13 protein-coding genes are annotated in these 20,458 nt (G+C 55.9%); 7 read left to right on the top strand and 6 right to left on the bottom strand.

The features are described 5' to 3' along the window. Positions 1-12 precede the first annotated feature (12 nt). Both qatC and VGH19_17520 read left to right on the top strand, forming a co-directional pair. Positions 13-1,407 carry a Qat anti-phage system QueC-like protein QatC gene (qatC, locus tag VGH19_17525; GenBank protein HEY1173174.1) on the top strand — a complete coding sequence of 465 codons (1,395 nt, stop codon included), beginning with the start codon at positions 13-15 and terminating at the stop codon, positions 1,405-1,407. Beyond that, on the top strand, positions 1,407-1,778 hold the full coding sequence (locus VGH19_17520; protein HEY1173173.1) for an ASCH domain-containing protein: 372 nt from the start codon (positions 1,407-1,409) through the stop codon (positions 1,776-1,778). Before qatC ends, VGH19_17520 begins: the two co-directional genes overlap by 1 nt. 50 nt (positions 1,779-1,828) lie before the next feature. Here VGH19_17520 and VGH19_17515 read toward each other — a convergent pair whose 3' ends face one another. Next, on the bottom strand, positions 1,829-4,120 hold the full coding sequence (locus tag VGH19_17515) for a dienelactone hydrolase family protein (GenBank protein HEY1173172.1): 2,292 nt from the start codon (positions 4,118-4,120) through the stop codon (positions 1,829-1,831). A gap of 111 nt (positions 4,121-4,231) precedes the next feature. Here VGH19_17515 and VGH19_17510 point away from each other — a divergent pair, with 111 nt between their 5' ends. Together VGH19_17510 and VGH19_17505 are read left to right on the top strand one after the other, a co-directional pair. Continuing rightward, positions 4,232-4,633 carry a hypothetical protein gene (locus VGH19_17510; protein HEY1173171.1) on the top strand — a complete coding sequence of 134 codons (402 nt, stop codon included), beginning with the start codon at positions 4,232-4,234 and terminating at the stop codon, positions 4,631-4,633. A gap of 90 nt (positions 4,634-4,723) precedes the next feature. Continuing rightward, positions 4,724-7,363, top strand: a complete 2,640-nt coding sequence (locus VGH19_17505) for a DUF6797 domain-containing protein (protein ID HEY1173170.1) — start codon at positions 4,724-4,726, stop codon at positions 7,361-7,363. A 291-nt stretch (positions 7,364-7,654) separates the two neighbouring features. Here the strand turns inward: VGH19_17505 and VGH19_17500 are convergent, their stop codons facing one another. The 5 genes from VGH19_17500 to VGH19_17480 are packed head-to-tail and all read right to left on the bottom strand — an operon-like array spanning position 7,655 to position 14,924. After that, a complete protein-coding gene (locus VGH19_17500; GenBank protein ID HEY1173169.1) occupies positions 7,655-8,566 on the bottom strand; it encodes an alpha/beta hydrolase in 912 nt (303 codons plus the stop codon). Continuing rightward, the gene (locus VGH19_17495; protein HEY1173168.1) at positions 8,563-9,987 is read right to left on the bottom strand and encodes a sulfatase-like hydrolase/transferase; all 1,425 of its coding nucleotides are present in this window, start codon (positions 9,985-9,987) and stop codon (positions 8,563-8,565) included. Before VGH19_17495 ends, VGH19_17500 begins: the two co-directional genes overlap by 4 nt. Before the next feature lie 50 nt (positions 9,988-10,037). Continuing rightward, complete coding sequence (locus VGH19_17490; protein ID HEY1173167.1) at positions 10,038-11,642, bottom strand: S41 family peptidase; 1,605 nt, start codon at positions 11,640-11,642, stop codon at positions 10,038-10,040. Between the two features lie 47 nt (positions 11,643-11,689). Beyond that, positions 11,690-13,282: a 1,4-alpha-glucan branching protein domain-containing protein gene (locus tag VGH19_17485; protein ID HEY1173166.1), complete on the bottom strand. Its 1,593-nt coding sequence runs from the start codon at positions 13,280-13,282 to the stop codon at positions 11,690-11,692. A 52-nt stretch (positions 13,283-13,334) separates the two neighbouring features. Beyond that, a complete protein-coding gene (locus VGH19_17480) occupies positions 13,335-14,924 on the bottom strand; it encodes a DUF4912 domain-containing protein (GenBank protein ID HEY1173165.1) in 1,590 nt (529 codons plus the stop codon). 201 nt (positions 14,925-15,125) lie between these two features. Here VGH19_17480 and VGH19_17475 point away from each other — a divergent pair, with 201 nt between their 5' ends. The 3 genes from VGH19_17475 to VGH19_17465 all read left to right on the top strand — a co-directional run bounded on the left by VGH19_17475 (position 15,126) and on the right by VGH19_17465 (position 20,399). Beyond that, positions 15,126-15,701: a tetratricopeptide repeat protein gene (locus VGH19_17475; protein ID HEY1173164.1), complete on the top strand. Its 576-nt coding sequence runs from the start codon at positions 15,126-15,128 to the stop codon at positions 15,699-15,701. Between the two features lie 112 nt (positions 15,702-15,813). Continuing rightward, a complete protein-coding gene (locus VGH19_17470; GenBank protein HEY1173163.1) occupies positions 15,814-16,017 on the top strand; it encodes a hypothetical protein in 204 nt (67 codons plus the stop codon). Positions 16,018-16,109: 92 nt separating this feature from the next. Further along, a complete protein-coding gene (locus tag VGH19_17465; GenBank protein ID HEY1173162.1) occupies positions 16,110-20,399 on the top strand; it encodes a discoidin domain-containing protein in 4,290 nt (1,429 codons plus the stop codon). The last annotated feature ends 59 nt before the right edge of the window (positions 20,400-20,458 follow it).

The following is a 20,458-nucleotide window of genomic DNA, read 5'->3' as shown; positions in this document are numbered from 1 at the left end:
TAAGGAGGGGCAATGAACGTGGTGCGTTATATCGGAGAATCAGAATCACTTCCATCAGATTACCTGCGATGTTTTGAGCCAGACTCTGGATGGGTCATTTACAACTCTTTGCCACCTGGGGCAAATGTTGTTGTGAGGTTTGAATTGGATGGAAGGCCGTTAGAGATAGATTTCGATAGTCTAACGCGAGATTTTTTGGATCTCGCCACTCTGGTTTATATCGCGGATGAAATTAATGTTCGTAGACAAGCTTCCAACCAATGGACAAGAAGGTTCAATGTCTTGTTTCCTGTTAGAAATCCTGATTTGTGGAGCGCAAACCAAAAGTTGCTTTACAGCGTCTTGGAGACATTGGCCGGCGATCACTACGAGTTTACTTGGATACCTCGTCCTAAACTGCACAATTTCGGCAATCATAGAGAGAAAATGCCAAAGGGGTATGATACTGTATGCCTCTTTTCTGGTGGAATTGACTCGTTCATGGGAGCTTATAAACTCCTATCTGAGGGGAAAAAGGTTTTGTTTGTGGGGCATCAAGCTGAAGGAACTGCCGCTTCGGCCCAGACGCAATTAATCGAGTTCTTGCGCCGTGAGTTTCCTGATCGATGTGCGCTAGTGCAGTGTCGGGTGGCTAGATCGACAAAGGATGTAATCATCTACGATTTACCGTCAAACGATGAAGATACTCATCGTACTCGATCACTATTGTTTCTAGGGTTGGCGATCGGTGTTGCAAGAGCAGCGGAAATAGATCAGGTTTACATTCCAGAAAATGGCTTAATTGCCCTAAACCCTCCACTGGGGAAGAGCAGACTTGGAACGCTTAGCACAAGGACCGTGCATCCAAAATATTTAACCGAACTTTGTGATTTCTTGAATGTTACTGGAATTTTTCAGGGTTCGATTAAAAACCCATTCCTGTTTAGCAGCAAAACAGACATGCTGGTCGGCATTGACCCAAAGCTGAGCGATGCCTTGAAAAGATCTGTGTCTTGTGCTCGGCCGTACCTTTATAAACATTTAGGTGTTCGTCATTGTGGATATTGTGTGCCTTGTATCTATCGGCGCACCGCAATGATGAGCGCTGGACTCGATGCATCGACAGATTATGCGTATCAGATTTTTGAGGGCATGCCTGATGCTGAAGTGGTAAAGCAAATCGATTTTCGATCGTTGTTTGCCTTTGCGAAAAAAGTTGTTTCAGCTACTCCATTGGGCCGAGAATTGATAGCTCTTTCGCATGGGAGTTTTCCTCTCTCCGCTGGCGAAAGATTTGGTGGTAAACCTGTTCAAAACTATGATATATGGGGCGAGATGCTCTTTAGATGGGCAACCGATTTCTTAGGTAAAATTGATAAAGTTGGTTCTGTAAGGACAAAGAAAGCATTAGGTTTCCGCTCTGTCTAATGAAAGCGATTTCGATAAAACAGCCGTGGGCCAACCTTATTGCATCAGGCGAGAAGACAATTGAAACCCGTGTCTGGAGCACTTCATACCGAGGTGAGGTGCTGCTAGTTTCATCGAAGATACCTAAAATCGAACCGGCGGGTTTTGCAGTGGCAACAGCAGAACTAGTAGAGTGTCGTCCCATGACTCTCGAAGATGAGGCAGCAGCGTGCTGTGCTATCTATCCGGATGCCATTTCATGGGTTTTTAAGAACGTAAGAGCGATTGAGCCCTTTGAGGTCAAGGGGCAATTGGGATTGTACGATATTGAAGTTTCACCCGAAAAATTATTGCCTAGAAAGAAGCCCAAGCAGCGCACATTCTTTGACTGATTCGCTGAAGCTCTATGTTTCATTGATGTGTCATCCAGAGAGTGCACACCTCATTTAGGCCAGTTCAAAAACTTCCTCAAAAACTCAAACGTCCCTTCGCCATTGATCGCGTGGCCGCCGTTGAAGTATTCGATCTGCGTTTTGTCGGGCAGGCCGTATTGGGCATAGAGCCAGCGCGTCTTGGCGTATTCGTAGGCCACCCAGGAGTCCAGCGCCACGCCGTCGTGATGGCCGCGCTCCACCATGAAGGGGCGGGGGAACATGAGGTAGCTGAGCTCGGCATAGCTGAAGGTGCTGCCCATGTTGAAATACGGCATCTCCCATTCATCGGTGAACATGAAGCTGCGGCGATCGTGGGTGGAGGCCACCTTCCGCGTCCAGTCATTGAAATCACCGGAGCAGATGGAGAGCGCGTAGCCGGGGAGCAGAGTGGGGATGCGCACCGCACTCTCACCACCGTAACTCAGGCCGTAGAAGCCGATGCGCGTGGCGTCCACATTCGGCAAGGTGGCGAGCCATTTCAGCCATTGCTCATGGTGTCGCAGAATGACGGAGAACATGGAGGCGTGGACGGTGTTGCCCTTCCGTGAGAGCGTGCGGTAGTAGGTCTCGCGATTGTAGAGATTGTTCGGCGCGAGGACGATGAAGCCCTCATCAGCAAGGCGCGCCGCGTAGTCCTGATAAGCGGGTTTGTGATCCAGAATGGTGTGGCTGGGCACGCCATTGCGACCGTGCTGGCACACGACGACAGGCCGCTTCTCACCGGGCTTCAAATCCTTCGGCAACAAGATCACGCCCCACGCAAAGCCTTCGGTGCCGACATCCAGCACGACATCGTAACCGCGCCACTTCGGCTCATCGTAAACTTGGCGCGTGCGCGGATTGAGCGCGGGCAGAGGTTCATCAAGCTTGCCGATGATGTCCTCCCAGAATTGGCGGCGGTAATCCACGGCGGCGCTGGCAAAATCAGCCGGGTTCTTCAGCGGGAAACGCAGGTTGTAATTCCACGGAATCGTCCCTAGCTCCGGCGCGACCTTGAAGAGAAAGTAATTGTTCCGCACCGCATCCGAATCGCGCAGCAACCATTGCACATGGTCATCGAGTTCCTTCACCTGCCGATTCTGCCGCGCCACGGTATCGAAGGCCTTGCGCTGATCTTGCAGCGGTGGTTCAACTGACGAGGGGACTTGCGCGCCCAGCATCTTCAAGAGCGCGGCACAACCTTCTTCACGCACGAGTTGGCGCGCCTGCAACTTCTGCGGCACGAAAGCTTCAAGCCGTTGAAACTCCGCAGCGACTTCCTCAAACGCCGGCGTCGTGAGCTTGCCCGGCGCACCGATGCTCTTCTGCCCCTTAACCGCAGGTGGCCCATCCACCACCGGCTCCGCACTGTATTGCACCACGAGCCCGCGTGGCGCGATGAGCGAGGCGGTCTCCGCATCACCAAATTCACGCAGCAGCCCCCAAACATTGCGATACAGCGGCTCGCTCCAGGTTTGCTGGCGCGACTTAAAATAACCGCTCACCAACGCGGCCTTGATGCGCGTATCCACCGCCGCCGCATTCATCGCGATGAGCCCGCCCTCGCCATAACCGGCCACCGCGATGTTGCCGCCACCGTGCTGTTTCAAAAACCAATCTACCGCTGCCAGCACCTTCTGCACCTCATAGCCGATGACGTGCCGCCCCATCATATAAGCCTGCCGATGGACCCATTCGCGATTCGCCATGCTCGTCATCATGATCGCCGGATTACCCGCCGCGCTGTTGCTGCGATCGATCAAGGTCGGCACCACCACCACAAAGCCCGCCTCCGCAAACCGCCGCGCCCATTGCTCTGCGGGCGCGATGCCATTCGCCAAACCCGCCATCTGCTCCGGCGTCTGATCCGCATCCGGCACCACGACGATCAAGCCCAACGGCTTCGCCTTCGGCTCCAGCAACAGTCCTTCGCCCGTGACGCGTTCTAAAACCGGCCAACGCACTTGCTGCACGCGATAACCCTTCGTCTCCGCCACCAACGCCGGATTCGCATCATCGCCGAAACGCTCCATCCCCGTCGCCACCCGCGCATCCACGATGCCGAGAATACGCTTCAACCGCTCACGATTCGGCTCAATGGACCGCCCATAATTCTCCGCCGACGACACATCACGCTTCCACCATTGCGCGCGCTTCTCGATGGACTGCGCGATCGTGCGATCCATATCCCGCAACGCCGCCTGATGCATCTGCTCCGAGATATCGCCCGTCAACGTCAGCGGTTTCGTCCCCGGCAAAGTCTCTTGCGCGTGCAACGAGAGCGACGTCGCCAATAGAATGATGTGAAGATATTTTAACATGCGCGGAAGTTAAATGAACATGAACAAAGCTGTGTCAGGAAACAAGGTCGGATTGGTTCATGAGCGTCGTTGACCAACCTGTCATTCTTATGCGATATGGAGCCGTAAACCATGGGCGTCGATAAACACACATTGCAACAATGGGTCGCAGGCGCGGAGGTCCGTTTCAAAAAGACCCGCAAACCGCTGGCGGGCATGCCCTTTATGAACAAGCTTGGCCGCCTCGCCGAGACGACGCAGGCTTACGTGTTGACCGAGAAGATCGATCTCACGCGTGCCCGTGATTTCCACGCGCAAGAAGCCACTGAAGATATTCTCGTCGCGTCAATCGATCTGCCGATCCTTGGCAAGCGTGGCGTGGGCAATGACACGGGCATGGCCGTGGCCAGCTTCAAATACACGGACACTGAAGGGCAGGAGCACAACGTCATCGCCATCTGCGCCTACACAATTAGCGGCGTGGTGAACAAGACCCGCGAAGTCACCCGCGTCATCGTGATCCCGATGGCTTAGGAGCGTGCCCGCTCCTAAGTGCGCGTAAATCCCCGCAAACATTTCGTGCAACCGTTCCCATCGCTTGCTACCGTTTCCAGCCAAGCTGACATGAGTAGATTCATTCAATTTGGCCTATTGCTCATCGCCGTGTTGCTCCTTGGGGCCACGCTCTCCGCGCGTGCCGCCGAGACCAACAAACCTTGGAGCGATTTCGTCGAGAAAGATTTCCCCTTCTTCTCCTCCGTCCTCGAAGCGCGGAATCTCGGTGCCGGTTGGCCCACGAACAATCTCACCCCGCGCGGCCTCATCTTGAATCTCGGCCACGATTGCTGGGCCTGCTTCGATACCGATCTCCTCCGCGTCTCCGCCATCTGGACCGGCACCAACGTCACCCCCGTGGCCATGTCCTACGGCTCCTATCAATTGCAGGGCTACAAAATCCCCGAAGGCCAAAAAAAACTCCCAGAGCCGGTTGGAAAAGTCTGGCTCGCTAACGGCCTTTATCCCGGCTGGCAAACGGGCGAAACCGTTTCACTCACCGATCCTCGCGAGCTTGCCCCGGATGAAAAAGAATTGGGCCGGGGGCCGCTCAAGCCGGAGCAAGGCCAGTTCAAGGCGGTGCGGCAGGTGGATAATGGTGTGGTGCTCGAATATACCGTCATGGGTGCTCAAGTGCAGGAGCGCATCACGATTCGCAAGGAAGGTGAGAACTTGTCCGTCGCCCGCAGTTTCAAGTTCGACCGTGTTCCGCAAGCGCTCTGGCTCGTCTTGGGCCAACGCCAGCCCGTCGTCGGTGATCTCTACTATACCTATGTGACGGGCGCGGATGGTAAAAGTACGCAAGCAGCCAAGATCGTTGCGCGAGAAGACGGTCTGAACGTCGTGCAGCTTCAGCCCTCTAGCAAGCCAGTGAGTTTCCAAGTCTTGATGAGCCTGAGCGGGAGCGCTCTAATCAAGCCTGTCTCCGAGCTTAAGCCCTCAGCTTCCCGCTGGCCTCAAACCATCACCACCACGGGCAAACTCTCCATCGCCAAAGACGCCTACGTCCTCGATGACATCCCCATCCCTGATCGTAATCCTTGGAAACGCAACGTTCGCTTCGCCGATCTCGCCTTCTTCCCCGATGGCCGCGCCGCGTTCGTCACCTTCGATGGCGATGTCTGGCTCGCGTCTGGTCTGCATGGCGATTTGAAAACGGTGGAATGGAAACGCTTCGCCTCCGGCCTGCACGAACCCCTCGGCCTCGCCATCCGTAACAACGAGATATTCGTCAATGATCGCAACGGCCTATGGCGTTTGCAGGATACGGACAACAACCGCGAAGCCGATGTGCACGAACTCTTCTGCAACCTCTTCGCGCAAACCGCCGAGACGCGTGAATTTGCCGCCGGTGTGCGCGTCGCACCGGATGGTTCTTTCGTCATCTCGAAAGGCGGTCAGCAAGGCAGCACCATCGGCAAATACAACGGCACCGTCCTCCGCATCGCCCCCGATGGAAAATCCTTTACGATGCTCGGTTACGGCTTCCGCGAGCCCTTCATCGGCATGCACCCGAAGACCGGCCTCGTCACCGTCAGTGATCAGCAAGGGAACTACGTGCCCACCACGCCGCTCTACATCTTAAAGACGAATGAGTATCACGGCTTCCTCACGCACCTCTTGCCGAAGGAGCAATATCCCGCGCCCATCGCTGATCCGCTTACGTGGATTCCTCATCCGGTGAACTCCTCCGCCGTCGGCCAAGTTTGGCTCGCCGATGCCAAGATGGGCCCGCTCAACGACGCCTTCATCCACATCGGCTACAACCGCCCCGAACTCTTCCTCGTGCGTTTGAACGAACGCGGCGCCAAACCGCAAGCCGCCGTCATGAGTCTGTTCCGTGATTTCAAATACGCACCCATCAACGGCGCCGTGAACCCCATCGATGGCCAGCTCTACGTCACGGGTATGCAGATCTGGGGCAGCACGGCCACAAACATAAGCGGTCTTACTCGTGTGCGCTATTCTGGTGCTTCGAGCAGTCTCCCGCGCGAGATCGTGCCTATGGACAAGGGAGTTCTCGTCCGCTTCGATGTCCCCGTAAACTCCCAGCAGGCAACTAATCCAGCCAGCTTTTCCGTGGAGCGTTGGAATTACAAACGCACTCCCGCCTACGGCTCTCCACACTTCAAGTTGGATGGCACCAAAGGCACCGAAACCATGATCCCCAGCAGCGCCTATATCTCCAAGGACGGCAAAACCGTTTTCCTCGGCGTGCCGGATATGAAGCCTGTTATGCAGATGCGCATGGGCTGGAGCCTGGCGATGCAAGGTGGCACTTCATTCGCGAACAACGCCTACTTCACTCCTTACGAACTCACCAAGTTTGACCCGGTTAAAGAAGGCTTCGAGCCCTTCACCGTTGACCTGACGCCGCGTACCATGGCCGTCATTGATACCACGCCCATCACGGCAGAGGAGGGTGCCAAACTCTCGGAACTCCTAGGGTGCGTCGCCTGCCATTCCACCGATGGCACCACGCTCGGCAAGGTCGGTCCTTCATGGAAAGGTATCTTCGGCAGCCAGCGCGAACTCTCTAAGGGTAAGGTGCTTGCGGATGAAGCCTACCTGCGCGAATCCATCAAAGATCCGCCCGCCAAACTCGTCAAAGGCTTTGAGAAATCCGATGCCGGAATGCCCAGCTACGAGGGGGTCATCACCGAATCACAGATAGAAGCTTTGGTGCTCTATTTGAAGACTCTGAAGTGATTATAATTACTGCCGCCTTTTTCTGTTGCATCCCTTATAAAAAGGCGTAGGAAAGTGTCCAGAGGTCTTTCCCAGCCGTACGTTTCCTCAGCGGGATTCTCCATCCCCACCTCCTTGACGCGCGGCGGGAGAGACCTCTTCCTTTTTTAATGACCAATGACGAAATCCGAATGATCAAGGAATGTCCAAAGTTCCAATCCCTGATCTGTGGAATTCAGTGTTTCATCTGTGGCTAAACTTTTCCCGACTGAAAACTGAACACTGAAAACTTGAAACTCTTTCCGTCATTCGTCATTTCCCTAGATGCTTCTTAAAGAACCTGTCCGCGATCTCCACCGTCTCGCTCACCCACGGCTCGCTCATCCAGAAAGGGTGGGGCGCATGCTTCAAAGTATAGACCTCCGTCTCAATGCCCAGAGCCCGCAGCTTCTCCTGCATCTCCGACCGCCCGATCTTCAACGTATCCTTTTCGCCCTCGATGAAGATCGTCGGCGGCACGCCTTTGCGAACATGCGTGATCGGTGAAGCCTGCGTATAAACCTTCGGGATTTCCTTCGCATTTCCACCGAAAAACGCGACGAGGTTTGTGGAGGACTTGTCCCCATACGCCGCCATCAAGTCTTGCGTCGCCGCCATCACGATGCACGCCTTCACACTGCTGGATTGCTCTGGATGCGGTCCTTTGCCCTCAAACTCCTTCAACCCGCTCGTCATCGCCAGCAAACCTGACAGATGCCCGCCCGCTGAGCCGCCCATCACGCCGATGCGATCCGCATCGATCTTGAACTTCTTCGCGTTCGCCCGCATCCAGCGCACCGCCGCTTTGCAATCATCCAGCGCCGCCGGATACTTCGCTTCGCCTGACAGCCGATAAGACACCAGTGCCGTGACAAATCCACGTGCCGCCAATCGCTCCATCATCGGCTTGTCACTCTCCACCTGCCGCGCCTGCCAGCCGCCACCGTGAATATCTAGAATGGCCGGATACGTCCCCGGTTTGTCCGGTGCATACACGATGACCGTCACCGTATGCTCCGGATACTCCACCAGCACATTCGTCGTGCAAGTCACGCCCGCCGGGGTGGACGGCAAAACCTTCTTGAATTTCGGGATGCTCGGATCGGCCGGTGCCTTTTTCTGATTCTGTGCGTTCGCCGTGAAGGTGAGCGCGGCGATGAGCAGGGCAGGGAGTAGTGCTTTCATTGTTTCTTCTTCTTGGAATTTTTACCGGCCTTCATTTCCTCCGCACTCGGCGGTGTCCATTTCGGCGATGCCGGATTCGACATCGTCAACGGGGCTGCATCATTCAATTTCTTTTGCCAGTCTTTAATTTGGGCCAGCATCTTAACGACACGTTCCTTCTGACCCGCTTCCCCGGCCAGATTCTTCAATTCATCCGGGTCATTCTTCAGATCAAATAGTTGAGTCATATCCACCTCCGGATACCGGATGAGCTTCCATCGCTCATCTCGGATCGCGCGTTGCACATCGCGATACGCGAGGAACAAAGTGTCCCGCGCCTTGTCCGTTTTCCCCTGCAATACCGGCGCAAAACTCACCGCATCCAGTCCACCCGGCGGCTTCACGCCTGTCAGCTCACAAACACTCGGGAAAACATCCAGCAGGTACACCAGCGCGTCCGACTTCCCTTTTTTCACGCCCGGCCCAGCAAAGAATAACGGCACCTTCATGCCATGATCATAGAGGTTCTGCTTGCCCAGCAAACCATGACTCCCTACCGAGATGCCCTGATCCGCTGAGAAAAGGATGATCGTGTTCTCCGTCAGCTTCAGTTCCTCAAGTTTCTGGAGCAATCGCCCGATGTGATGATCCATCCCGGAGATGACCGCATAATACTCGTGCAGCGTCTTGCGTATCTCATCCTCCGTGCGCGGCCATGACGAGAGCGTCTCATCCCGCACCGTCATCTCGCCGTTGTTGAAGGGATGCACCGGCAGATAATTCTTCGACAACGGAATCTTCTCCCGGTCATACAGCTTCAGATACTTCTCTGCGGCCACCCGCGGATCGTGCGGGTTCGAGAAGGCCAGATACATGAAGAACGGCTTCGCATCCTTTTGTGCCGTGATGAACTCGATCGCTTCATCCACGATTTGCTGCCCCGCTTCTCCGTTCGTGCGGTCAGTTTCATCGTTGGTCACGTATTTGTTGATCTCGAACTGCCCTTGGATGAGCGTCGCACTATTGCCCTTCTTCCCCTGATGATACGTCGTGTAACCGGCCGCTTGCATCACCGCTGGAAACGTATCCGCCGTTGCCGGGGCAAAGTTGCCTTTTGCACCCGCGCCTGCCGCTTGCACATCCTGCCAGCGGAAATAGGTGTTCCCGCTCAGCAACATGTTGCGGCTCGGCAGACAGACCGCCCCGCGATTCCCGCCCAGGCAATACGCATTGTTCAACGCGAACCCGCGCTTCACCAGGCTGTCGAGATTCGGCGTCTTGATGACCGGATTGCCCAAGGCACCAATGGAATCCGCCCGCATATCATCCGCGAAAAGAAAGATGACGTTGGGCTTCTTCGTCGCCGCCTGCGTGGAGACCAGCGAAAGCACCAGCAGCAGAGCAACGCCCAGACGACGAAATGGCAGGTGGAAAGTGGACATGCCGCCATTTCGCCTCAACGGATGAAACCGCTCAAGCCCAATATCGGAAGTTATTTTGCAGCCTTCGCTCCGGCCACCTTCTGGCGCAAGACTTCAAGCGCCTTTGCCAAAGTAGGATCCTTATCCGTATAGGCAGCCGGTGGTTCATCCACCGTTACATCCGGCGGAATGCCCCGACCTTCAAAAGTTTCCCCATTGGGCATCATATCCACCCAGCTCGAAAGGGTGACCACAACACCTGTTTGCCCAACTTGATATCTTTTTGGATTTCCGCTAGCGCCCCTGGTGCGCAATCCAACGGTGGTGACGTTTGGCAGACTTATCATCATCTTGGCGAAACCTTCCCCGCTGCTGACCGTTCCAGGCCCGATGATGCATACAACTGGTTTGGTGTATGGATTATCAAAGGGTTCAATCACACGGTCATACTCTTTTGTGAAATCGGTGTGCTTCGACCCGTTACGATACTTTGATTTAGCATATACCGTCTTTTGGGCGCAGAACAGTTTGGCTATCTCGACAGCCAGCGGTTCACTGCCGCCATTGGCTCGACGGAGATCGATGATGAAGCCCGGTGAATCCTTGAGTTTTACGATTGCCTCCGCGGCCTGTTTGACCAGTTCAGGCGTGGCGGCGCTCTGGTTGATCATCAGAAAGTAGCCGAAGCCATCCGGCTTGACACGGCCGACGGCGGCGTATTTACCGCATATCGTGGGCGATTCGATAATACTGCGGATGGTATCTCCATTGCCGTTGTAATTCCAAGGAGCCGACCAGGTTCCCAGAGTTCCGCCGGGATACTCTATGGCGATATGCAAGTCCTGAAATTTTGCCAACATAGGTTGCAATGACTCCGCCAGTTCCTTTGGTTTTTTTGCCTTGCTGACAATGGGCCGGTATTCTTGCTTCAGCAGATCCCAGTCGATATTAGTTTTGAGAAAGAAGTAGCTGTAAAACTGGTTCATTGTTCTGCAGAAATCGTCAAATTCACGTCCAATCGTCACCTCGGACCAGACGAGCTCGGAGCTGCGCAGAACTAGATTGGTCGAGCCGGCTTTTACCCCATCCAGCCTGACACTGGTATTTCCGTGACCGGCGGAGACTTGGTATTCGCCCTGTGGCACGTAGATCTCGAAATTGCCTTTGCTGTCGGTCAGAAAATTATCTTTATAAGTGCGGCCTTGTATCAACAGCGATGTAAAAGCAGACGATGTTGGACTTCCTCTGTTTAGGTTGCCAGAGAGGATCAATCCTTCCTTTAGCACTACGGCCATTGGCCCATTTGTCTGGCTCACGGGAGAGAAATTGATGGTTCTATATTCCCGGACATATCCCTTTTTCTCGAACCAAAGTATGCAAGTCGCGCGGGGTTGGCCCACAGGTTCGAAAATAAGCGGCACATCATACTTGCCGTCAGCATCACTCAATCCGTTCAGTTTCTTGGAGAAATAGACTGAAGTCCCGTTACCCAAACCTTCAGTGACTTTAATCTCCCTCATGTTGTTGATCTGCACCGTGGCCCCCTCCAGCGGTTTCCCGTTCACATCGGTGACCGTGCCGGTGAAATGGATGGTCTGTCTCTCGGCGGCACGAAGAGGGAATGAAGGTGCTATAAACGCAAGCACCAGCAGCAGAAGTGATGTCGATATCCTCATATCAAGCCTTGGAACTAGCTTGATTACGCACCAACGAACGAAATCCCTCAAGCCCAATAACGGTAATTGATCTCCGGGAAGATATTGTCGATCGCCTCGATCTGCGCGAGCCAGCGCTCATCCACCCGAGTGATGGTGAGTTGCTCATGCAGCGCGATGAAGCGCAGCAGATGATCCTTCACGCGTTGCCGTGCGTAGTTCGGACTCGTGCCCGTGCGCAGGATGAATGGCCAGTCACTCGATTGCGCGAGCAGGAGTTCACGCGCGGCTTGATTGAGCGCACGACGTGTTACTTCAGTTGGATTCGGATACTTCACCGCCAGGTCGTGCATGCGATCCATGGCGATTTCTAGGTGCGGGATGATCCACTCGTTTGTCTCGTTCAGCCACACGCGATAGTAGCCTTCCTCACCCCAGCTTGAGGGGCTGGGCGCCGCGATCTGGTGGCTAGGACGGTCTTTCAGGAAATCTGCGGGCGTGATCAGCGAGAACGTCTGCTGATCGTAATACGCCTTGCGCATGAAGAGGTCGAGGAACTCCGGTCCCTCATACCACCAATGACCGAACAGCTCCGCATCGTAAGGGCAGAGGATCATCGGCGGACGATCCATGATGCCTTGCAACTGCTGGAACTGCGCGATGCGTGCTTCTAGGAAATGCGTCGCATGTTCCTCCACCGCCTTCAACGCCGCTTCCCGATTGTAAATCTCCTTCGCACCACCCGTGCCCGTGATGCGATGATACTTGATGCCTGTGAACCCGCGATGATCGGGGGAGGGCAGGTAAGGCTTGATGTAATCGAGATCGAGATCGAACCCGATGTCCCGGTAGAAATCACGATAGCGCGGATCGCCCGGATACCCTTCATTCCGGCTCCACACCTGCTTGGCAGAATCCAGATCGCGACCAAACGCCGCGATGCCGTTCTGCGTGTAGATGGGCGCGAAGACGCCGTAGCGCGGCCGCGGATTCGCATGGAGAATTCCGTGCGTATCCATGATGAACCAGCGGATGTTCGCCTCCAGCAACACATCCTCGATGCCTTCCGCGTAAGCGCATTCCGGCAGCCAGATGCCGCGTGGATCGACTCCGAAGCAACTGCGATAATGATCCCGCGCCGTGAGCACCTGGGCACGGATGCTTTCCGGGTGACTGCCTAGGAGCGGCAGCAACGCATGTGTCGCCGCACACGTGATGATCTCCAGGCACCCGGAAGTTTGGAACCGCTTGAATGCCTCAATGAGATTGCACTGATAGGAGAAATACGTGTTCCGCGCCAGCCGCAGACGCTGGTGATACAATTGCGCCAAGGGATGACACGCCTTGTCCCAAGTCGTCCGATGCTCTTCCTTTTCCGCCAGCTCGATCAAGGCATCCAGATGACTCACGTAGCGGTCCTGGAGCAGGGGATCCTGCAACATCGCGCAGAGCGTGGGTGTGAGAGTGAGCGTGAGGCGGAATTGCAGGCCATCCCGCACCCAGCCATCCATGATCTGGATGAGCGGGAGATAGGTCTCCGTGACCGCCTCGAACAGCCAGCTCTCTTCGAGAAACTTGGGATGTTCGGGATGGCGGACGAACGGCAGGTGCGCATGCAGCACCAGCGCGAGATAACCCGGGTTGCCCTGTGATTGCGACATTGTGTTTATTGCGTCCCCTTGGTGGCGAAGTGTGACGCTTGCCGCAAGAAAATTATTCTACCGCATCCGGAGTTGGAGGTTGCAATTTCGGGTCCTGTGGGTGCGTGCCCACATCGCCGTGATAGCTCGTGCTGCGGCTGAACTTCAGTTCCGCACTGCGCGCCTCCGAACGATCGGCGGAAACCGCCACCGCAGGCAGATCGTAATGACCATCCGGCAGGGCAAAGCGGTAGCTGAAAGAACCATCCGGGCGCAGCTTGATGACCTTGCCGCCGATGGTGACTTCCGCCGTCGGTTCCGTGGCCCCGTAGATGATCAGCTCGGCGTTCACGTTGAACCAAAAACCCTTGTTCGCTTCCATGCCGCCAAATGGGCTGGAAACACTGCTCAAGCCACCCAGGCTACCCAGACCCGATTTATCAGGCTTGGAGAATTCTGCGGCAGCGGCGCTGGCGAGTTCTTCGCTTAACTTGCGACGGATGAGTTCCGTGATCTCCAGCGAGCCGATCCAGATGCGGCGCACGCTGTCCATGGAGACGACCTTGGCCAGCGCCTTCTCTTGCGCGGCAGTCCAGACGCCTTTCGCGAGTTCCTTCGCCTTCGGCAGAGCTTGATTACCTGCTTCCCGCAATTGTTCCAGCGCTTCCACGAGCGGCAGGTTGCCCTTCAATTCCTGCTTCACCGTCTCAATGAGATCCATGAACGGCACTTCCACCGGCAATTCCGTGAAGCGCACCGAAGTGTCCTCAGAAAGCGAGTCCGGCGGGGCGAGCGTGGGTTTCGATTGCGAAACGGAAACCCATTTGCCTGCCTTGTCGTAATAGCCCAATTCCGCCACGAAGCGTGCACCCGCTTTGCCCGTATGGATGAACCAGTGACGTGACTCTGGATGCACATGCGTTTCACTGAACGCCTTGCCGCCCACGTGATTCAAGAACACGCGGACAACGAGATGCTTGTCCTTGGAGAGCGCGTTGTAGCCGCGTTGTTGTTCCTTGGTGAGATCCCAAGCGGCGTAGAGCCAATGCGGATCGCGCGCGGCGAGGATAAGGCGACCGGTGCCGTAAGCCTCGGGCAATTCACCCAAGCCCGTACTCGGTTCATCGGCACCTAGGAAATAGCGCTGACCGGGACCGCTGATGCTCGGTGTGGGCATCGCGTCATCTTCAAACAAAATCGTGGGGAGCTTCACCGCCGCCTTCTTGGTCGCGCTCTTCTTTACTGGCTCGGGAGTAGGCGCTGGAGTCGGAGCGGGCGGGGGGGCAACTTCGGCTTTAGGTGCCGCCGTCTTTTTCGCCACCGCTTTCTTCAGAGCAGCCTTTTTCACCGCCGCTTTCGGTTCTTCAACTGGAGTCGGAGCAGGTGCTTTGACTTCCGCGACCTTTTTCTCCACCGGAGCGGGTGCTTTGACCGCCGCCTTTTTCACTGCGGCTGCAGGAGCGGGAGCAGGGGCTGGTGCCGGGGCCGCTTTCGCTTTCACTGCTGGCGCGGAAGGCGTAACAGGCGCAGCTTTGGCCTTCGCAGCCGGGGCTGGTTTGGGCACGGCAACCTTGCCCGCGATTTTCTTGGGCTCTGGCGATGGTGAAGCAGCTTCCGGCTTGGAGGCGGTAGCTTTCTTCGCGGCTGTCTTCTTGGGTTTCATACAGCGGTTTGGCGAACTGGTGACGTGTGGATCAACGTCAGAATTGAAATTAGGTAAAAAACCATCTGTTCTGCAATGCTAAATACTGGACAGTCAAAAACGTCACGGAGTGACTGGGGAATCGAGGCTTAACATAACTTGCGCATTGCGGCGCATCCTGCGTGGTGCCAAGCTCTTGCTGTTCAATCCGTCTGTCGTCATATGAAAAAAGTTCTGCTTCCCGGCTTGTTGCTGGTTTCTCTGCTGACCGGCTGTGCGCATCGTGAACCTGCCACCAAGGCTGCTTCGGCTGCACCCCAAGCGGTTTTCACGACACCCAAACTGGACATCCTCGACAGTCAGATCAAAGCCAACCCGTCGAATTCTCAGGCTTATTCCAATCGCGGCTATACTTTGGCCCTGTTGGGACGCAAGGAGGAGGCACGCGCGGATTTGCGCAAAGCAGTGGAACTTACACCCAATGCGCCGATGCGCAACCGCGTGGGGTGGGCTTATTTCAATATCGGTGATTACGAGGAAGCCGTGCGCCAGTTCGAGCAAGCCGCCGAGATGAGCCAGAACCGTTCCCGTTACGATTATTACTCCAAAGTCCTAGGCTACTGGGGCACCGGCAACATGGCCAAGGCCATGGAGAACTATCAACTCGCCGTGGAGCGCGAACCCAAATTCGGCCAATACGCCACGCTGGAAGAACGCATCGCCGAATGGACCCCACTAGAGCGTCGTGCCATGCACGAGACGTATGCACTCTGGAGCAAGACATGGAAACCGCAGTGATCTCGCTGCTATGTAGCCCTTGGTTGTCGAGGCCGCCTGCATCAACTGAACGTAAAATGGAGCATCAATGACACTGATATATCTGACAGGAGTGATCATATGCTGCTTTTTTATGGCGCGTGTTTACCGTTGGAATCAGAAGCGTCAGTTACGTAGCCAAGGAATCTATCCGCAAGCTGGCCAAGCATCCATGGCTGATGTCGAGCGATTGGTGAAAATGGGTCATCGGATCGAAGCGATCGTCTGTTACCGCGAGTTGTTTCCACATGCTGGACTGGCAGAAGCCAAAGAGGCGGTGGATGCTTTGGCTCGGTGAGTTTTTCTGGCATCATCTAATCTCTTTTTCGTGTGTGGATGCTTTTTCCTTTTCCGCCCATCCCTGTCTCGTCACTCTAGCCCCTTCAAGCTATGCAAATCCGTATCGCCATCATGGCCGTATTGTTCCTGTCACTGACGGGGTTCAGTGCGGAAAAGCCTCTTCCTAAACCCTTGCGCGCCCTGCTGATCGCGGGCGGTTGTTGTCATGATTACGCCACGCAGAAAGACCTGTTGAAAAACGGTCTCGAAGCCCGTGCGAATGTGACGGTAGATGTCATCTACACAGCGGACAAATCCACGAAAGCCCGTTTCGATATCTACGATAACCCGGATTGGGCGAAGGGTTACGACATCGTGATCCACGATGAGTGCTCGGCGGATGTGAAGGAGATCCCGTATTTCCAGAACATCATGAATGCGCACAAGACCATTCCTGCTGTGAACCTCCACTGCGCGATGCACTCTTACCGCATTGGCACGGATGAATGGTTCAAGTTCGTGGGCATCCACTCTACCGGCCACGGTCCGCAGGAGCCAATCGCTATCGACTTCACGAACAAAGATCACCCGATCACAAAGGGCTTGGAGAACTGGACCACCATCAAGGAAGAACTCTACAACAACATCAAGATCTTCCCGACGGCCACACCGTTGGCGAAAGGCATCCAGATGGTGCCGCAGAAAGATGGCACGATGAAGGCCGTGGAAGCCGTCGTGGTGTGGGCGAATGAGCATGAAAAGACCCGTGTTTTCAGCACCACGCTGGGCCATAACAACGGCACCGTGGGCGATGACCGTTATCTGACCTTGCTCACGCGCGGTCTGCTCTGGGCCTGCGGCAAGCTGGATGACAAGGCTTACCACAAAACCTACACGCCACCGGCCAAGCGCTCGAACATCGCGCGTGGCAAAATGGCGAAGGCTTCCAGCGAAGAATCAGGCAAGGGTAACTTGGCCGCGAAAGCCTTCGATGGTGATGCCTCCACGCGTTGGTGCGCCAATGGGCCGAGCGACAAAGAATGGCTCGAAGTGGACCTCGGCGCGTCGACAAAGTTGACCGGCGTGAAAGTCTCTTGGGAATTCGAAGGCGCGAAATATTTCCACAAGGTGGAAGGTTCCGCGGATGGCAAGGAGTGGAAGACATTGGTGGATGCTTCCAAGACGGATAAGAACGGACCGTATGCGCACGACTTCAATGCCGAGGGTATCCGCTACGTGCGCGTGTCCTATCTCGGCAAGGCCGGTGGCGGCTGGGGCAGCATCTGGGAGTTCGAGGTTTACAGCACGCAAACCGAAAAGCTCAGCGCAAAGGAGGCGGCTCTCGAACGGGAGCCGTTGCTCAAGGAAGTGAAGGTGGCGAACGGGTTCGAAGCGAACCTCTTCGCCAAGCCGCCGATGGTGAATTACCCCGTCTATGTGGCGGCGGCGCCCGATGGCACCGTGTATGTCTCCAGTGATGGTAACGGCTCGCTGGGCCGGGAGGCAAACCGCGGTTCCATCGTGCGCCTCCGGGACACGGATGGTGACGGCAAGGCGGACGAGTCGAAGAAATTCGTGGCCAACGTGGATTCACCGCGCGGTCTCGTGTGGGATCACGACCGCATCTATGTGCTGCACCCGCCGCACATCAGCGCCTTCATCGACAAGGACGGTGATGGCGTGGCGGATGAACAAAAGATATTGGTGAAGAACATCGCGTTCACTTTCAAGGATCGTCCAGCGGACCATACTTCAAACGGTATTGAGCTGGGCATCGATGGCTGGATTTATGCGGCGATCGGTGATTTCGGTTTCATGGAAGCGGAAGGCACGGATGGGCGGAAGCTGCAGTTGCGTGCAGGTGGTATCATCCGTGTTCGCCCTGACGGCACAGGTTTGGAACTCTACGCGCGAGGCACGCGTAATATTCTGGAAGCAGCGGTGAGCCCATTGCTCGACGCCTTCGCGCGCGATAATACGAACGATGGTGGCGGCTGGGATGTGCGTTTCCATCACTTCGGCGGCTTGACGGAGCATGGTTATCCGTCCTTTTACAAAAACTTTCCGGAAGATCATATCAAGCCGCTGGCAGATTACGGTGGCGGTTCAGGTTGTGGTGCCGCATGGATCGATGAACCGGGCATGCCTGCTGCATGGAATAACCTGCCTTATACGGCGGATTGGGGGCGCAACTTCGTCTATCGTCACACGGTCGCGCCGGATGGTGCGACATATAAGGAGACGGAGAAGCCAGCAGAGTTTGTAGGAGCGACACGCGTGACAGACTTGGACGTGGATGCCTCCACGCAGATATTCGTGGCGAGTTGGAAGGGGGCGACGTTCAACTGGTCGGGACCGGACGTAGGCTACATCGTACGCGTGACGCCCACGGGATTCACGCCTGCGAAGCTACCGGATTTTGCAAAAGCTTCGGATGCGGAGCTGGTGAAGCTGCTTGAATCCCCGAGCGCGCGCCGTCGTCTGGAAGCGCAGCGGACTTTGGTGCGCAAGGGTTTGAAGGATGAGGCGGTGAAATCTCTGACGGCACTGGCGGCGGATACGGCGAAGCCACTGGCTTCACGCATCGCTGCGTTGTTCGCATTGAAGCAGGGCTTGGGCGAAAAAGCGACAGACACCATCGCGAAGCTGACGAATGATGCAACGATTGCCGCTTGGGCCATCCGTGCTTTGACAGATCGCGAAGATCAATTGGCGAATGTGCCGGTGAAGCCTTTGCTGGCAGGTTTGAAATCCACCGATGCCCGCACGCGCAAGGAAGCCGTGGTGGCTTTAGCCCGCTTAGGCAAGGTGGAGAATGCGGGTGCGCTGACGCCGCTGCTCGGTGATAGTGATGCGATCATCGCACACACGACGTATCAGGCGTTGAAGCGTTTGCAGGCGGCAGAGGCGTGCTTCGCCGTGGTGGATACGACGGGTGTGAACGAGGCGCAGCGGTTTGGTGCGTTGCAGGTTTTGCGTTCGTTGCATGACGCGAAAGTCGTTGATGGTTTGATTGCGCGATTGGGCAAGGAAACGGACTTGGCGCGGCGCAAGGGCTTGCTCACGGCGCTCTGCCGCTTGCATTTCAAGGAAGGTGCGTGGACGGGCGACTCTTGGGGCACACGTCCAGATACGACTGGGCCTTACTACTCCACGGTGGAATGGGCGGAGACGGCGAAGATTGCGGCGACTTTGAAAGGTGTGCTGGCAACAGCGAAAGGTGAGGAAGCAGCCCATCTGGTGGCGGAATTCAACCGGCACAAGATACAATCGAACCATACGGTGGAGCGCGTGGTGAAGTTGGCGATGCAAGATGCCACGCTTATACCAGCGGCGGTCGGCCAGCTTTCGCGTGCAGAGAAGATTCCTGTGAATGCCATGCCATTGCTAGTCAAGGCGGCGACGGAAGAGAACACGCCGGATGTGGCGCGGGCGAACGCGGTCATCGCGCTGGCGAAATCAGACAGCGCCGAAGCGGTGAGAGCAATGCTCGCTGCGCTGCCGAAGCTGGCACAGGTGAAGAAAGAGCAAAGCACGGGTTCGGAACGCGAACGGCGTTTGGCGCGGGAAGCGTTCATGAATTCGACGAAGCTCGACAGCCAGCATGCGGTGCTGACGGCGGAAGCGGCCAAGCTGAATAACGAGACATCAGTGCTGGCGGATGCGGCGTTGTTGAAGATCGCGGATCGCAAGAACGCCTCACCAGAAGCAAAGGAAGCGGCGAAGGCGGCGTTGGACAACGGCTGGAATGATCCAGCACGGCGTGCGCAAATCTTGAAAGCCGTACAGGCAGTGGAGTTCCGTCCTTACAAGGACAAGGTGTTGATGGCCTTGGATGATTCGAACAAAGAAGTAGCGAAAGCCGCCAAGGCCGCAGCGAATACGCTCAAGCTCGACCCGGCCAAGGACAAGCCAGCGGCGCATGATAAGCTCATCGTGGACATGAAGATCGCCGATGTCATAGCCGCAGTGCTGAAGACGAAAGGGGATGTGAAGGTGGGCGAGCAGTTGTTCACGCAGCAGGGATGCGTGCTGTGCCATACGGTGCGGACGGATGAACCGCAACGCGGTCCTTATCTCGGCAACATCGCCACGACTTACAAGCGTCCGGAACTGGCAGAAGCCGTGCTGGTGCCCGGCAAGACGCTCGCACAGGGATTTGTGACGAGCAGTTTCGTGCTGAAAGACGAGACGGAGTATGAAGGCTTCGTGACGCTGGAAGCAGCGGACAAAGTGGTGATTCGCAACGTGGCGGCACAAGAGATCACGATCGCCGTGAAGGACATCGCGAAACGGCAGAAGCTGGAGAAATCGCTGATGCCGGAAGGGCTGGCGGGAAATCTGAATGTGAAGGAATTCGCTTCGTTGCTGGATTATCTGGAAGCGCTGGCGAAGAAGTGACGATCTGAAAAACAAAACGGCGCACCCTTGCGGATGCGCCGTTTTTTTGGTTAAAGACT

It is taken from the genome of Verrucomicrobiia bacterium (assembly GCA_036405135.1).
Classification (GTDB): domain Bacteria; phylum Verrucomicrobiota; class Verrucomicrobiia; order Limisphaerales; family JAEYXS01; genus JAEYXS01.
This window is presented reverse-complemented; position numbering and strand designations above follow the sequence as displayed.

Coding starts and splice junctions, on each gene's coding strand:
- qatC (HEY1173174.1), top strand. CDS start 13: ATGAACGTGGTGCGTTATATCGGAGAATCAGAATCACTTCCATCAGAT.
- VGH19_17520 (HEY1173173.1), top strand. CDS start 1,407: ATGAAAGCGATTTCGATAAAACAGCCGTGGGCCAACCTTATTGCATCA.
- VGH19_17515 (HEY1173172.1), bottom strand. CDS start 4,120: ATGTTAAAATATCTTCACATCATTCTATTGGCGACGTCGCTCTCGTTG.
- VGH19_17510 (HEY1173171.1), top strand. CDS start 4,232: ATGGGCGTCGATAAACACACATTGCAACAATGGGTCGCAGGCGCGGAG.
- VGH19_17505 (HEY1173170.1), top strand. CDS start 4,724: ATGAGTAGATTCATTCAATTTGGCCTATTGCTCATCGCCGTGTTGCTC.
- VGH19_17500 (HEY1173169.1), bottom strand. CDS start 8,566: ATGAAAGCACTACTCCCTGCCCTGCTCATCGCCGCGCTCACCTTCACG.
- VGH19_17495 (HEY1173168.1), bottom strand. CDS start 9,987: ATGTCCACTTTCCACCTGCCATTTCGTCGTCTGGGCGTTGCTCTGCTG.
- VGH19_17490 (HEY1173167.1), bottom strand. CDS start 11,642: ATGAGGATATCGACATCACTTCTGCTGCTGGTGCTTGCGTTTATAGCA.
- VGH19_17485 (HEY1173166.1), bottom strand. CDS start 13,282: ATGTCGCAATCACAGGGCAACCCGGGTTATCTCGCGCTGGTGCTGCAT.
- VGH19_17480 (HEY1173165.1), bottom strand. CDS start 14,924: ATGAAACCCAAGAAGACAGCCGCGAAGAAAGCTACCGCCTCCAAGCCG.
- VGH19_17475 (HEY1173164.1), top strand. CDS start 15,126: ATGAAAAAAGTTCTGCTTCCCGGCTTGTTGCTGGTTTCTCTGCTGACC.
- VGH19_17470 (HEY1173163.1), top strand. CDS start 15,814: ATGGCGCGTGTTTACCGTTGGAATCAGAAGCGTCAGTTACGTAGCCAA.
- VGH19_17465 (HEY1173162.1), top strand. CDS start 16,110: ATGCAAATCCGTATCGCCATCATGGCCGTATTGTTCCTGTCACTGACG.